This is a genomic window from Nocardia sp. NPDC003345 (assembly GCF_053589395.1).
The window spans coordinates 1-12,769 of the sequence record NZ_JBSFRU010000177.1 but is presented as its reverse complement, the minus strand read 5'-3'; the positions used below and the strand labels follow the sequence as shown (position 1 = coordinate 12,769).

The 12,769-nt window shown below is 69.6% G+C and carries 13 protein-coding genes; 4 read left to right on the top strand and 9 right to left on the bottom strand.

Annotated elements, in window-relative coordinates; translation table 11 throughout:
* The 3 genes from ACWDU1_RS19470 to ACWDU1_RS19460 all read right to left on the bottom strand — a co-directional run.
* Nucleotides 1-974, bottom strand: a 974-nt coding sequence (locus ACWDU1_RS19470) for a serine/threonine-protein kinase (RefSeq protein WP_450000276.1), incomplete at its 3' end; no start/stop codon positions are given.
* A 110-nt stretch (nucleotides 975-1,084) separates the two neighbouring features.
* Nucleotides 1,085-1,522, bottom strand: coding sequence for a Zn-ribbon domain-containing OB-fold protein (locus ACWDU1_RS19465; RefSeq protein WP_450000274.1), 438 nt, complete (start codon nucleotides 1,520-1,522; stop codon nucleotides 1,085-1,087).
* Nucleotides 1,523-1,756: 234 nt separating this feature from the next.
* Complete coding sequence (locus ACWDU1_RS19460) at nucleotides 1,757-1,993, bottom strand: hypothetical protein (protein WP_450000273.1); 237 nt, start codon at nucleotides 1,991-1,993, stop codon at nucleotides 1,757-1,759.
* 232 nt (nucleotides 1,994-2,225) lie between these two features.
* On the opposite strand from ACWDU1_RS19460, the gene entS reads away from it, so the two are divergent.
* Nucleotides 2,226-3,500, top strand: a complete 1,275-nt coding sequence (entS, locus tag ACWDU1_RS19455; protein WP_450000271.1) for an enterobactin transporter EntS — start codon at nucleotides 2,226-2,228, stop codon at nucleotides 3,498-3,500.
* A gap of 1 nt (nucleotide 3,501) precedes the next feature.
* Here the strand turns inward: entS and ACWDU1_RS19450 are convergent, their stop codons facing one another.
* The 5 genes from ACWDU1_RS19450 to ACWDU1_RS19430 all read right to left on the bottom strand — a co-directional run bounded on the left by ACWDU1_RS19450 (nucleotide 3,502) and on the right by ACWDU1_RS19430 (nucleotide 8,815).
* A complete protein-coding gene (locus ACWDU1_RS19450; RefSeq protein WP_450000269.1) occupies nucleotides 3,502-4,479 on the bottom strand; it encodes an ABC transporter substrate-binding protein in 978 nt (325 codons plus the stop codon).
* A 37-nt stretch (nucleotides 4,480-4,516) separates the two neighbouring features.
* On the bottom strand, nucleotides 4,517-5,341 hold the full coding sequence (locus tag ACWDU1_RS19445; protein ID WP_450000267.1) for an ABC transporter ATP-binding protein: 825 nt from the start codon (nucleotides 5,339-5,341) through the stop codon (nucleotides 4,517-4,519).
* Nucleotides 5,338-6,423, bottom strand: a complete 1,086-nt coding sequence (locus tag ACWDU1_RS19440; RefSeq protein WP_450000265.1) for a FecCD family ABC transporter permease — start codon at nucleotides 6,421-6,423, stop codon at nucleotides 5,338-5,340. Before ACWDU1_RS19440 ends, ACWDU1_RS19445 begins: the two co-directional genes overlap by 4 nt.
* Nucleotides 6,417-7,436: a FecCD family ABC transporter permease gene (locus tag ACWDU1_RS19435; protein WP_450000264.1), complete on the bottom strand. Its 1,020-nt coding sequence runs from the start codon at nucleotides 7,434-7,436 to the stop codon at nucleotides 6,417-6,419. The genes ACWDU1_RS19440 and ACWDU1_RS19435 overlap by 7 nt, the downstream gene beginning before the upstream one ends.
* 173 nt (nucleotides 7,437-7,609) lie before the next feature.
* A complete protein-coding gene (locus tag ACWDU1_RS19430; RefSeq protein ID WP_450000262.1) occupies nucleotides 7,610-8,815 on the bottom strand; it encodes a glycoside hydrolase family 76 protein in 1,206 nt (401 codons plus the stop codon).
* Between the two features lie 220 nt (nucleotides 8,816-9,035).
* Here ACWDU1_RS19430 and ACWDU1_RS19425 point away from each other — a divergent pair, with 220 nt between their 5' ends.
* Together ACWDU1_RS19425 and ACWDU1_RS19420 are read left to right on the top strand one after the other, a co-directional pair.
* The gene (locus tag ACWDU1_RS19425; RefSeq protein ID WP_450000260.1) at nucleotides 9,036-9,890 is read left to right on the top strand and encodes an LLM class F420-dependent oxidoreductase; all 855 of its coding nucleotides are present in this window, start codon (nucleotides 9,036-9,038) and stop codon (nucleotides 9,888-9,890) included.
* 63 nt (nucleotides 9,891-9,953) lie between these two features.
* Complete coding sequence (locus ACWDU1_RS19420; RefSeq protein WP_450000258.1) at nucleotides 9,954-11,330, top strand: NAD-dependent succinate-semialdehyde dehydrogenase; 1,377 nt, start codon at nucleotides 9,954-9,956, stop codon at nucleotides 11,328-11,330.
* 73 nt (nucleotides 11,331-11,403) lie between these two features.
* Here ACWDU1_RS19420 and ACWDU1_RS19415 read toward each other — a convergent pair whose 3' ends face one another.
* On the bottom strand, nucleotides 11,404-11,601 hold the full coding sequence (locus tag ACWDU1_RS19415) for a hypothetical protein (RefSeq protein ID WP_450000257.1): 198 nt from the start codon (nucleotides 11,599-11,601) through the stop codon (nucleotides 11,404-11,406).
* A gap of 261 nt (nucleotides 11,602-11,862) precedes the next feature.
* Here ACWDU1_RS19415 and ACWDU1_RS19410 point away from each other — a divergent pair, with 261 nt between their 5' ends.
* A complete protein-coding gene (locus ACWDU1_RS19410) occupies nucleotides 11,863-12,738 on the top strand; it encodes an SAM-dependent methyltransferase (protein ID WP_450000256.1) in 876 nt (291 codons plus the stop codon).
* Nucleotides 12,739-12,769 lie beyond the last annotated feature (31 nt).

Below are 12,769 nucleotides of genomic sequence, written 5' to 3'. Positions count from 1 at the left end.
CCGGTGGAGTCCGGGCCGATCGGCCGGCGTTGCGCCGGTATCCGGGGTTGCCCGGGCGGGTCCGCAGCGGTGCCGCGCTCCTGCAGCGCCATCTCGTCGACCGCGTATCCGTGCCGTTGCTGCACCTCCCGAATGGTTTCGCCGAGCGCGGCGGCCGATGGCCGCTCCCGGGAATCCCGGTTCATCGCCGCTTCCACCACATCGCTGATATCGGCGGCCACGCCCTGTTCACGCAGATCCGGCAGGGGCGCGTTCGTGATCCGGAGGAACTGGGTCACCATCTTCTCGCCGCTGCGCCGCTCGAACGCCGCGTGCCCGGTGAGTGCGCAGAACATGGTGGCGCCCAGCCCGTACACATCGGCGGCCGGGGTCGGAGGCTCGCCCTCGAGCACCTCGGGTGCGGTGAAGGCGGGTGATCCGGTCACCGTTCCGGCGGCGGTGCGGAAGCCACCCGCGATATGGGCTATCCCGAAATCGGTCAGCGCGGGTTCCCCGTAGTCGGTGAGCAGGATATTTCCCGGCTTCACGTCCCGGTGCACGATACCGAGCCGATGCGCGCTCTCCAGCGCCCCGGCGATCTTCACCCCGATCTGCAGGACGTCCTCGGCCGATAACGGGCCGTGCCGGCGGACCCAGGCGTCGAGGGAGCCCAGGGGATAGAACGGCGTCACCAGGTACGGCCGGCCGCGGGCGGTCATCCCCTCCTCCAGCACGGTGACGATATTCGGGTGCCCCGTCAACCGGCCCATCGCCCGCTGTTCGCGCGCGAACCGCGCCCGGTTGTCCTCGTCGGATTCGGTGGTGAGCACCTTCACCGCGACCGTGCGGTCCAGCGGTTCCTGGGTACATCGGTAGACCACGCCGAAACCACCGCGTCCGACCTCCGCCGCGTCCTCGAATCCGGCGGCGTCGAGTTCCGTCGCGACGGTCGCCGTGGACTCGCGGCGGGTACGGACGGGGTCGTCGCCGCTCATCGCGGTCGGGCGATCCCTCGGGTATGCAGATGGGCACCGGGTTCCATGCGCGGCCCCTCTCGCCTACTCAACTGTATCGCCGGGATATCCCCGGCGCCCGCGAGCGGCGATCACAGGACGGGCGACACCTTGTCTCGGCCCGGTAATACCTCCGGTACCGCGGTGACGGCGAAAACGGGGAACCGGTCACCCCGCGGCGGGGCCTGGAATCGCACCCGGACCGGCCGGCGCGCGGCCCGCGGCAGTTCACCGTCGATCACGGTGTAGACCCAGGGCCCTTCGTCGAGTTCCACGATCGCCAGCGTCGATTCCACCGCGTCGGCGCCCGCCGTGGCTGCGCAGGCCACCTTCCGCCAGCACACCACGGATCCGCTGCCGGCCGCGGGCACACGTTCGAATTCGTCGCACCGGCACGACGAACAGCGCAGAACCGGTGGCGCGAACAGCGCGCGGCAGCTGCCGCAACGGCGGATCACCATCGTGGTCTCGGTGCATTCCGCGTAGAAGTCACCGCAGTTTCCCGTGTGCCCAGGGTTCCACTCGTACATACACGCCTCGATGTGCTGGTGCCGACTCGTACGGTTTCCAGCATCGGCTACCGGGCGCCGGGGCACGCGGGCCGAACGGCCGGGTACATACCTGTTTCCGGAAAACCGCAGTTCAGAGCCATTTGGAGACGTCTCCCCGGCGTATTCGTCCCGGTGACCGGGATCATACGCGGGCCACGCGGTCCCCCCTGCCGCCCGGCACATGATGTCCGGACACAGTGTCCGGAAGGGCCTCTACAGGAGCCGCCGGCGCGCCTCCACGGCGTCCGCGGCCTCCTTCAGGCTCGCTGCGGGATCCTGTTTCCGGAACCGCTTGATCGCCGCGATCTTCTGATCCCGTCGCAGGAGGTCGTCGATCTCGGTGAAATCGACCGTCTCGGGATCCTCGATATCCAGATGCGCGAGGATCAGATCGAGTTTGCGCTCGAGCCGATCGATCTTGCGCTCGAGCCGCGTGCTGTCGCCGAACATATGCCCCACTGTATCCCGTTGGGGCGCCGGACCCTTCGGCGAGCGCGACTCGGTCCGCGTTCCGGGCACCCGCCGGACGGCCGGGTGCTCCCGGCACCGCGGCCGCTGCGGGAGGTGGCCGCTTATCGGGCCCGCGCGCACCGCATCGATCCGGCCCACCTGCCGGCCGGTAGCCTCGACCGGCAGTCGCCGTGTCGCACCGGCCGGGCGGTGCGATCGAGAGGAGCCGCCCGTGGCCGGGGAACAGCGCCGCAACGCATCCGTGATCCCGCCACGCCGGATAGCGGTCGACCTGACACCGCTGCGCTCCGGTCCCGAGTTCCGGACCTTGTTCCTGGCCCGGTCGATCTCGGTCTTCGGAATCGGGTTCCTGGTGGTCGCCCTGCCGATCCAGGTCTACCGGCTGACCGGGTCGACCGCCATGGTCGCCACGGTCGCCACGGTCATCGGGATCTCCGCGTTCGCGGGGACCCTGATCGGCGGCCCGGCGGCCGACCACTACGACCGCCGGGCGGTGATCGTGGCCTCCCGTGCCGTCGCGACACTCGGATTCGCCGCCCTCGCGGTGAACGCGATGCTGCCCGAACCACGACTCTGGGTGATCCTGCTCTGCGCGGTCGTCGACGGGCTGACCGGCGGGATCTCCGAGACCGCCCTGGTCGCGGCCGTACCGGGCCTGATCCCGCCCGACCGGCTGGCCGCCGGGGCCGCGTTGATGGCGTTGACCGCCGACCTCGGTCATATGGCGGCTCCGGCGCTCGCCGGCCTGCTCATCGCCTGGCTCGGTGTGGCGGCCAATTACTGGATCGCGGCGGCCGCGGGGCTGGCGACCACCCTGCTGCTCGCGCGACTCGGCCCCATGAAGGCGGCCCGCGGCCGCGCCGAGACGCCGCTGCGCGCCGCGCTGACGGGAGTGCGTTTCGTCGCCGGGCACCGCATTGTCGGCGCGACCCTGCTGGTCGGCTGTGTCACCATGCTGCTGTCGGGCTGGAACGTCCTCGTTCCGGAGTATGTGAGCGAGGTCCTGCACGGCGGCGAGACCACCGCGGGCCTGCTCTTCGCGGCTCCGGCGGCCGGGGCGGTACTCGGCTCGCTCACCTCCGGCTGGACCGGCTCGATCCGGCGCGGCGGCCAGGTGATCTTCGCGGCCACTCTCGTCTCGGCGGCCGGGCTCGCCGGAGCCGGGCTCGTCGCCACCACGGTCGTGACCTTCGCCGGGCTGGCGGCCCACGGCGCGGGCCGGGTGGTCAGTGATATCGCCCGGTTCGCGGTGGTGCAGGCGCACACCCCCGACGAGTTCCGCGGCCGGGTCTCGGGCCTGTGGACCGCGCAGCTCACCATCGCGCTCTCGCTGGGCGCGGTCGTGGCGGGCGGTATCGCGAGCACGGTGCCGGCCCGGGCGGCCTTCCTGGTCTACGGCGCCGGCGGCGGCCTGCTGACCGTCGCGCTGTGGTGGCTGCTCACCACCCTGCGCGCTCTCGACAGCCGCGCGGCCGTGCCACGATGACTCACTCCACCGCGGCCGACAGCTGCGGGGTGATGCGGTCCAGCGCGAATCGCAACGACTCCGGGGTGCCCGCGGACAAGGCCTGGACGGCCGGATCACTCTCCGGCAACCGCACCGCGTGACCGTCGCGCACCACGGCCAGGGAGTTGATCAGGGTGTCGTTCTCCAGATCGGTGAAGGGCAACCCGATCGTGGTGAACACGCCGGTCTGCGCGTCGAGGTCCCCCACTCGCTCCACGGGGACCTGGGCGAAGAATCCCGAACTCGGCAGCCGGGTGACCGGCGGGTTCTGCACGAAACCGAGGTCGGCGAAGAAATCGAAGCGGGCGTCACCGGCCAGGTAGGCGCCGTAGGCGGTGCCGTATTTGGCGGCGTAGACGAAGGTCCGGCCCGCGAATTCCGGGTGCTGGTCGGCGACGGCCCGCTGCGCTGCCGTGGTCTCCGCGACGATCTTGTCCGCCACATCGCGTTTCCCCAGCGCGGCACCGATGATCTCGGCCTGGGTCTGCCAATCGACCGCGAAATCCCCCGTGCCCTCGGGTGCGGTCACCACCGGCGCTATCTCGCGCAGCTCGTCGGTGACCCCGCTGTCGTCCTTCGCTCGCACATTGAGGATCAGGTCGGGGTCGAGTTCCCGGATCTGCTGCATATTGAATTCCCCGGCGCTCTGCGCGGACAGCAACTCGGGTGTGCTGTCCCCGAACGCCGCCGCGTCCCACTCCCCGACACCCGAGGTGTCCTCCCCGAAACCCATCCAGTCGTAGATGGCCACGGGTTTCACCCCCAGTTCCAGGGCCACGGCGCCGTCGGACCAGCCGAGCGCCACCACCCGCGGCGCGTCCGGCAGCGAATAGCCGGGGGCCGCCCCGGGATCGTCGAACACCTCGTGGGTGGTCTCGTCGGAACGGACGCAGGCCGCCGCGCCCAGGACCACACTCGCCAGCACCGCCACCACCACGCTGATACGCCGTCGCGACATGGTTCTCCTTCTCGGTTGGGTGCCCGGCGGGCACGGTTCACGCGCTGTCGGTCCGGACCGCTCCCTGTGCGAGCGGGACCACCAGCGGGGTCCCGGTCTGCGGATCGGCGATCACCTGCGAGTACACGCCGAAGACCCGCTCGACCAGCTCGGTGGTGATGATGTCGGCGGGCGCGCCGGCGGCCACGATCTCCCCGCCGCGCATCGCGATGATGTGCGAGGCATAACGGGCGGCCTGATTGAGATCGTGCAGTACCGCGACCAGGGTGGTGCCCCGCTTGTTGAGATCGACGCACAGGTCCAGCACTTCGATCTGGTGACCCAGGTCGAGGAAGGTCGTCGGTTCGTCCAGCAGCAGGATCGGAGTCTGCTGCGCGAGCGCCATCGCGATCCACACCCGCTGACGCTGGCCTCCGGACAGGGCCTCGACAGGTCGCGTCGACAGGTCGGTCAGCCGGGTGACCCGGAGCGCGAAATCGACCGCGCGCTGGTCCTCCTCGGTCCACTGGCGAAACATCTTCTGGTACGGGAACCGTCCACGCGAGACCAGGTCGATGATCGTGATGCCGTCCGGCGCGATGGACTGTTGGGGCAACAGTCCGACCTTCCGGGCGAATTCCTTACCCCCGTAGCCGGTCACATCGCGCCCGTCGAGCAGTACCGCCCCGCGCTGCGGGCGCAGCAGCCGCGACAGCGTCCGCAGCAGTGTCGATTTTCCGCAGGCGTTCGGTCCGACGATCACGGTGAACGATCCGTCGGGGACGACGACATCCAGATCGGCGATCACCGTGCGCTCGCCGTATCCGACCCGCAGATCGGTGCCGGTGAGCCGTCCGGGGGCGGACAGGGAATTGCTGGTCACGGGCGAGCCTTTCGGGACCGGGCGAGCAGGAGGAACAGCAGATACCCACCGCCCAGGGAGGTGGTGACCACGCCGACGGGGAGCTGGGTCTGCGGCGCGAGGACGGTGCGTGCCACCACCTCGCTGGAAACCAGCAGGGTCGCTCCCACGGCCGCGGAGGTGACCAGCGGGATCCCGGCACTGGGGGTGATCCGGGCCGCCACCTGGGGTGCTACCAGCGCGACGAAGGCGATCGGCCCGGCGATCGCGGTCGTCGCCGCCGCGAATCCGACGCCTATCACGAGTAACGCCATCTGGGTGCGCCCGGTGTCGACGCCCTTGCTCGCCGCCGAATCGGTACCCAGTTCGAACATCCGCATCCGGGGCGCGACCATCATCAGCGCCGGGACCAGCACGGCCAGCGTCACGAGCACCGGCACCGTATCGACCATGGTGAGACCCCGCAGGTTGCCCATGCCCCAGGCGGCCGCCGCGCCGGCGTTCTGGACATCGGCGGTGGCGACCAGATAGCCGTTGAGCGACAGCAGCATCGCCGAGACACCGATCCCGACGATGATGAACCGGTAGTTGCCGGTGCCGCCGCGCATACCGAGGAAATAGACCACCAGCGCGGTGAGCAGGCAACCGAGCAGGGCGCCGGCGGTCGCGCCGCCGGTACCGAGCCCGAGCACCAGCATCGCGACCAGGGCACCGGTATTGGCACCGGTGGTGAAACCGATGATGTCCGGGCTGCCGAGCGGATTCCGGGTCAGGGTCTGGAAGATCGCTCCCGACAGCGCCAGAGACGCACCACCGAGTATCGCGGTGACCACCACCGGCAGCCAGTCCGCGACGTGATCGGCGGGCCTGCCGCCGATCTGCCCGGTCAGCACCCGCAGCACCTCGACGAACCCCAGTCCGGGAGTGCTGGTCGTGCTGGCACCCAGCGACAGGATCCCGACGACCGCGGTGATCAGGACGAAAGCCGCGGTGATCGCCACCGAGACCATATCGACGCGCAGGCTCAGCCCGAGGCGAGGCGCCCGCAGGAACCGGATCCGGCGCGGCCAGCGGGCGGCCGGCGGCGCGGTGGGGGTCACCATTGCGCCCCCTTCTCGTGCCGGGCAAGCCAGATGAGCACCGGCGCCCCGAGGAAGGCGGTCACCATCCCGACCGGCAGTTCACCGGCGGTCGCGACGCGGGCGACGAGATCGGAGCCCACCAGCACGATCGGCCCGACCAGCAGGCACAGCGGAATCATCCAGCGGTGATCGGGGCCGACGGTCAACCGCACCGCGTGCGGCACCATCAGGCCCACGAAACTGATCGGCCCGACCGCCGCCGTCGCCGCACCGCAGAGCACGGTGACGACGACGAAACCGGCGGCACGCACCCCGGACACCGGCACGCCGAGCGCATTGGCCCGATCGTCACCGAGGGCGAGCGCGTTGAGATATCCCGCCAGCGCGACCGCGCCGATCGATCCGAGCAGCACCAGCGGCCAAGTGGTCGACAGTTGCGGCCAGCCGCGGCCGTCCAGGGTTCCGACCAGCAGCCCGCGGATGGCGTCGAAGGTCTTCGGATGAATCATGGTCAGCCCGAAGGCGAGTCCGCTGAGCATGGAGGCGATCGCGACACCGGTGAGCACGAGTTTGGCCGGACTCGCGCCACCGACCCCGCGGGAACCGACGAAATAGACCAGCACCGAGGCGGCGAACGCGCCGCCCAGCGACCACCAGAGCAGTCCGGCGCCCGCCGCCCCCGCCACGACCGAGCCGAGCACCATGGCGAAATAGGCGCCGGAGTTCACCCCGAGGATCCCGGGATCGGCCAGCGGGTTGCGGGTCAGGCCCTGCATCACCGCACCGGCCACTCCGAGCGCGGCGCCCACCAGCGCCGCCAGCAGTGTGCGGGGTATTCGCTGCTCCCTGATCACGCCCAGGGTGGTGGGGGCACCCTCGTCGAACAACGCGCGCCAGGCGTCGTGCGCCGGGAAGTCGCCACTGCCGACGAACAGTCCACCGGCCAGGAGCGCGACCAGCACCAGGGTCAGGACCAGCAGTGCCGCCGTCCGGGACAGCGCCTTCCGCGGCAACGTGGTGGCGGGTGGGGGCACTGGGTTCGTCCTCGATTCGTCGGGCGTCTTCCGGTGGCTGTGAAATAGCGGGCGTGGCCGCAGGTTAGTTTAGCCTCGGGTTACCCCAGGAGAGCGGTGCCCCGCTGGCCCGCACCCCACGCCGCCGCGGCGACCGCCGCGACCAGCCGGACGGGCCGGTGCGGGCGCCGGTCTCAGCGTCCGGCCGCGGTGAGCCGGTGGTCGGCCTCGAGCAACATCCAGCCGCTCAGTTGCACCGATAGATCGCGGCTGAGATTCGCCGAGACCACCGCCGACGAATCCGCGAACTGCGGCAGGGCTCCCGGCCGCTCCGGCACCGACACCGCCCTCGTCCAATCCGCGCCGAACAACGGCAGCCCGTCCACCTCGGCGCGATGGTCCCAGGCCGCCCGCGCCGACGCGTGCACGATATCCGCCGCGGTGGTGTCGCCGAGTTCCAGCGCCGCCACCGCGAGGTAGCGCGCGAGGATTCCCATGAACAGCCCGGTGTCGTCGTCGGCGGCCGCGCGGATCACCCCACCATCGGTGAGCCGGGCCCGGGTCGCTGCGACGAGCTCACGCACGCGCCGGTGATGCGCCGGGTCACCCGTGCGCAGCGCGAGTTCGGTGTCCAGCCCGATGGCGACCCCTTGGCAGTAGGTGTGCACGGTCCGGTCCAGCCGGCCACCGGGCTCGTGGACACCGTCGAGGATCAGGCCGCTGATGTCGTCGCGTAATCGGGCGTGCAGGAAATCGGCGAGCCCCCGGGCCCGCGGGATTTCACCCAGCCGCGCCAGCGCGATCCCGGCCGGGCCGTTCGCCGGGGTGTTGTAGTAGTCGTCGCCGGTCCGCCAGGGCAGGGCGCCGACATCGGGATTCCAGCCGCCCATCAGCGCGGTTCGCAATTCCCCGACCGCGTCGCCGAACCGGACACCGAGCAATCGGTCGGCCCGTTCCAGAGCCAGTGCCAGCCAGGCCATATCGTCGTAGTACCGGTTGGTCCAGCCGGTGAGGTTGCGGGCGCGGATACCGCGCGCGAGGGCGGCGACCCGGTCGACGCGTTCCGGGGTGCGCGCCCGATACGCGGCGTCCACCGCACAGTCGAGCAGATGCGCCTGCCACCAGTAGTGCCATTGCGCGAACGACTGTTCCGGCAGGGTCCGGGGCCAGGTGAGCGCACCGAGTCGCATCCGCGGCAACCCCCACAGTGCGCGCACGTGCCGGGAGACGACCGCCTGTTCCGCCAGGTCCGCGCGTATCGCGTACCGCGCCGGGCCACCGGATGCGGTCCGGGTGATCGGTTCGGCCGCCATCGGCTGCGCCAGCGCGGTGAGGGCGACCCCTGCGCCCGCGGCGTACAACACGGCGCGCCGGCTGATCCCGGTGTTCCGGCGATCCATCCGCTCGGACTCCCCTTGCTGAACAACGCTCCTCGGCGGCGGTGAACCGTGCGAGGCGAGTCTATCCCGGGCCGCACGCACCGGCACGGCGCCGGAACCCACGGTGACCGGGACCACCGGCCGACGGCCGCGCGCATATCCGGCGTCCGCCGTTCCGGCGGTGCCGACACACCGCGCTCCGGCTTGACCTGGAGTGCACTCCAACTCATAGCCTGGCGCTATGCGATTCGCGTTCAAGACCTCACCGCAGGAAACCACCTGGGCCGATATGCTCGCCGTCTGGCGGGCCGCCGACGAGATCGATATCTACGAGTCCGGCTGGACGTTCGACCATTTCTATCCGATCTTCTCCGACCCCACCGGCCCCTGCCTCGAGGGCTGGACCACCCTCACCGCACTCGCGCAGGCCACCCGGCGCCTGCGCCTGGGCACCATGGTCACCGGCGTGCACTACCGCCATCCCGCGGTGCTGGCCAATATGGCCGCCACCCTCGACATCATCTCCGGCGGCCGCCTCGAACTCGGTATCGGCGCCGGCTGGAACGAGGAGGAATCCGGGGCCTACGGCATCGAGCTGGGCACGGTCGGCGAGCGAATGGACCGCTTCGAAGAGGCGTGCCAGGTCCTGACCGGACTGCTGAGCCGGGAAACCACCGATTTCGACGGGAAGTTCTATCAATTGAAGAACGCCCGCAACGAACCGAAAGGGCCGCAGCGCCCGCATCCCCCGATCTGTATCGGCGGCAACGGCGAGAAGCGCACCCTCCGGATCACCGCCCGCTACGCCCAGCACTGGAATTTCGTGGCCGGAACCCCCGCGGAATTCATTCGCAAACGGGACGTGCTGGCAGCGCACTGTGCCGATATCGGCCGCGACCCGAAGGAAATCACGCTTTCGGCTCAGACGCGGTTCGACCCCGCCCTCGGTTACGGGTCGATCGTCGATTGGGCCGCAACGCTCGGCGACGCCGGACTGGATCTCGCGATCGTCTATCTGCCGACACCGCACGATCCGGCCGTACTGGAACCTCTGGCCGAGGCGATCCGGGATTCCGGGCTGCTTTCCGAACGCTGACCGCCACGAGTACCACGATCGCGGGCGATCGAATCAGGCACCATCGGTCCGTAGCATTGCGACATGAGTACTTATGTGACGACGAACCCGACCACAGGTACTACTGAACAAGAATTCCCCGGGCTGGCCGACGACCAGATTTCCGATATCGCCGAGAAGGCGGCCGAAGGCTTCGAGGCCTGGCGCGCGACACCCGTTGCCGAACGAGCCGCCGCGCTCGCGCGGACCGCGGACCTGTACGAGGCGCGGTCGGCCGAACTCGCCGCGGCCATCACCCGCGAAATGGGCAAACCGGCTGCCCAGGCCGCCGGCGAGGTACAGCTCGCCGCGGATATCTACCGGTGGTACGCCGAGCACGGGCCCGAATTGCTGACGACCGAGCAGCTCGATCCCCAGGGGGCCGCGGAGTCGGTCGTGCAAACCTTGCCGATCGGCCCGCTGGTCGGTGTGATGCCGTGGAATTATCCCTACTATCAGGTCGCCCGCTTCGCCGCGCCGAACCTGTTGCTGGGCAATTCGATAATTCTCAAGCACGCGTCGATCTGCGCGGCGTCCTCGGATCTCATGGCCAAGGCACTACACGACGCTTCTGTACCCGAGAACGTCTATATCAACGTGTACGCGAGTTCCGATCAGATCGCCGCGTTCCTGGCACATCCGGCCATTCGGGGCGTCTCGCTCACCGGTAGTGAAAGAGCGGGCGCCGCGGTGGCCACCGAGGCGGCCAAGAATTTGAAGAAGTCCGTTCTCGAACTCGGCGGATCCGATCCGTTCATCCTGCTGGACACCGATGATATGCGGGAAACCGTCCGGACCGCGGCCCGCGCGCGGTTGTCGAATGCGGGGCAGGCCTGCAATTCACCGAAACGCTTCATCGTGCTCGATGAACTCTACGACGATTTCGTCCGGGGACTGGTGGCGGAATTCGATCGCGCGATCGTCGGCGATCCGTCGGATCCCGAGACCGAAGTCGGCCCGCTGTCGTCGGTTTCGGCGCGCGATACCGTCGCGGAGCAGATAGAGACCGCGGTGCGCCAGGGCGCGACCCTGCACACCGGCGGCTCGCCGATGGCGGGCGAGGGCGCGTTCCTGCGGCCCGCCGTCATCACCGGGATCACGCCGGAGATGGACGCCTACTCGGAGGAGATCTTCGGCCCGGCCGCCATGGTCTACCGGGTTTCCTCGGAGGACGAGGCGATACGCCTGGCCAACGATGTCGATTTCGGATTGAGCGGTTCGGTCTGGAGCGCCGATCCCCGGCACGCCGCCGAGGTCGCCGATCGCCTCGACGTCGGGATGACCTATGTCAACGAGCACGGGACGACATTGCCGGGACTGCCCTTCGGCGGCGTCAAGCAGTCCGGTTACGGACGCGAGCTGGGACGCTGGGGTATGGGCGAATTCGTCAATACCCGGCTGCGGCGGACCGCGATGCGCTAGCCCGGCGAGGCCTCGGGAGACGCTGCGCTCCGCGCGTTCCCGAGGCCACGCCGTTCATCGGTACGGCGCCGGGTCACCGGCGGGCGCGCCGCCAGTTCCACGAGCGGCCACCGGCCCCCGAGCGGGTTCCGAATCCCGCGAGATGGAGTGCGACGAGCAACAGTCCGACGATGATCAGAGTGCCACCGTTGACCGAATCGCCCAGGGTGGCGTCGGCCAGATCGAGAATGAGCGCGAGACCGAACACGACGGCAGCGGCTGTGGCGAGCATGAGAACCTCCTGGTTTTCCAGCGGAGACCGTGACCTCCGAGCGAGGTCATCGAGTTCCTGTGTCGCGCATACCCGCAAACCGCTCCGACTCACACCGAGGGAGCCGATCGCGTTTCACTTTCTTCGGCTCGGATGAGACCACCACGCGCGCATATCGATTCCGCAAACCCGAAATCGCAACATAGCCATGGATTATGTTGCCGTGTTACCGTCACAAGGCCTTCGAGAGAAGGCAACCGCCCGGTATGTGACGGAGGCGTGATGACGACCGACACCGCGGAATCGCTCCGCGCCCGACCCGTCGGCCCGGATACCGGACGGCCCAGTGTGCCCCGCGCCTACGACTACAGCCTGGGCGGTAAGGACAACTACGCGGTCGATCGGTCCGCCTTCGACGCGATCCGCCGGATAGCACCGGCCCAGGGCGAGGTTCACCGGATGAACCGGCGCTGGCTGACCCGCGCGGTCCGGCTCCTCGCCGAAACCGCGGGGGCCCGGCAGTTCCTGGATCTCGGCGCCGGTATGCCGACCCGCGACCCGCTGCATATCGTCGCGCAGGAATGTGGGCGCGGCGAGGTGAAATTCGTCTACCTGGACGACGATCCGCTCTGCGTCGCACACGGCCGGGCGATGCTGGAACGCAACGACAACACCCGCTATCTGCCGGGTGATCTCACCGATGCCGAAGCGACCCTGACCGCGGCCGGCCGCTACCTCGATATGCGCCGGCCGATCGCGGTGATATTCGGCGCCGTACTGCATCACCTCGGCGAGCACGACGATCCGGCCGGGGTGGTAGCCCGCTACGCCGACCTCCTGCCCGCGGGATCGCATGTGGCGATCAGCCATTACTGCGACCCCGGCCCCGCGTACCCGGAGCTGCACGAACTCGCCGTCGAACTCGAATACGCCCACGCCGGTGCGGGTCTGGGCCCGGTCCGGTACCGCAGCCCGGATCGGATCCGGGAACTCTTCGGCGGGCTCGAGATAGTAGAGCCGGGGCTCACTCCACTCGACGAATGGTGGCCGCACGGGCCGCCCACCCATATCGGGTCACCCGAGGAACGGCTCGTTCTCGGCGGGCTCGGCCGCAAGCCCGGTCCGGGACCGGGCCGCATCCTGCCGCTGCGGCACTAGCGAATACGACTCGGCCCGGATCGCGTTCCGC

What these genes read in the sequence shown, in the direction of transcription:
- ACWDU1_RS19465 (WP_450000274.1), bottom strand. Translation starts at nt 1,522, where the DNA reads ATGTACGAGTGGAACCCTGGGCACACGGGAAACTGCGGTGACTTCTAC.
- ACWDU1_RS19460 (WP_450000273.1), bottom strand. Translation starts at nt 1,993, where the DNA reads ATGTTCGGCGACAGCACGCGGCTCGAGCGCAAGATCGATCGGCTCGAG.
- ACWDU1_RS19450 (WP_450000269.1), bottom strand. Translation starts at nt 4,479, where the DNA reads ATGTCGCGACGGCGTATCAGCGTGGTGGTGGCGGTGCTGGCGAGTGTG.
- ACWDU1_RS19440 (WP_450000265.1), bottom strand. Translation starts at nt 6,423, where the DNA reads ATGGTGACCCCCACCGCGCCGCCGGCCGCCCGCTGGCCGCGCCGGATC.
- ACWDU1_RS19430 (WP_450000262.1), bottom strand. Translation starts at nt 8,815, where the DNA reads ATGGATCGCCGGAACACCGGGATCAGCCGGCGCGCCGTGTTGTACGCC.
- ACWDU1_RS19425 (WP_450000260.1), top strand. Translation starts at nt 9,036, where the DNA reads ATGCGATTCGCGTTCAAGACCTCACCGCAGGAAACCACCTGGGCCGAT.
- ACWDU1_RS19420 (WP_450000258.1), top strand. Translation starts at nt 9,954, where the DNA reads ATGAGTACTTATGTGACGACGAACCCGACCACAGGTACTACTGAACAA.
- ACWDU1_RS19415 (WP_450000257.1), bottom strand. Translation starts at nt 11,601, where the DNA reads ATGCTCGCCACAGCCGCTGCCGTCGTGTTCGGTCTCGCGCTCATTCTC.
- ACWDU1_RS19410 (WP_450000256.1), top strand. Translation starts at nt 11,863, where the DNA reads ATGACGACCGACACCGCGGAATCGCTCCGCGCCCGACCCGTCGGCCCG.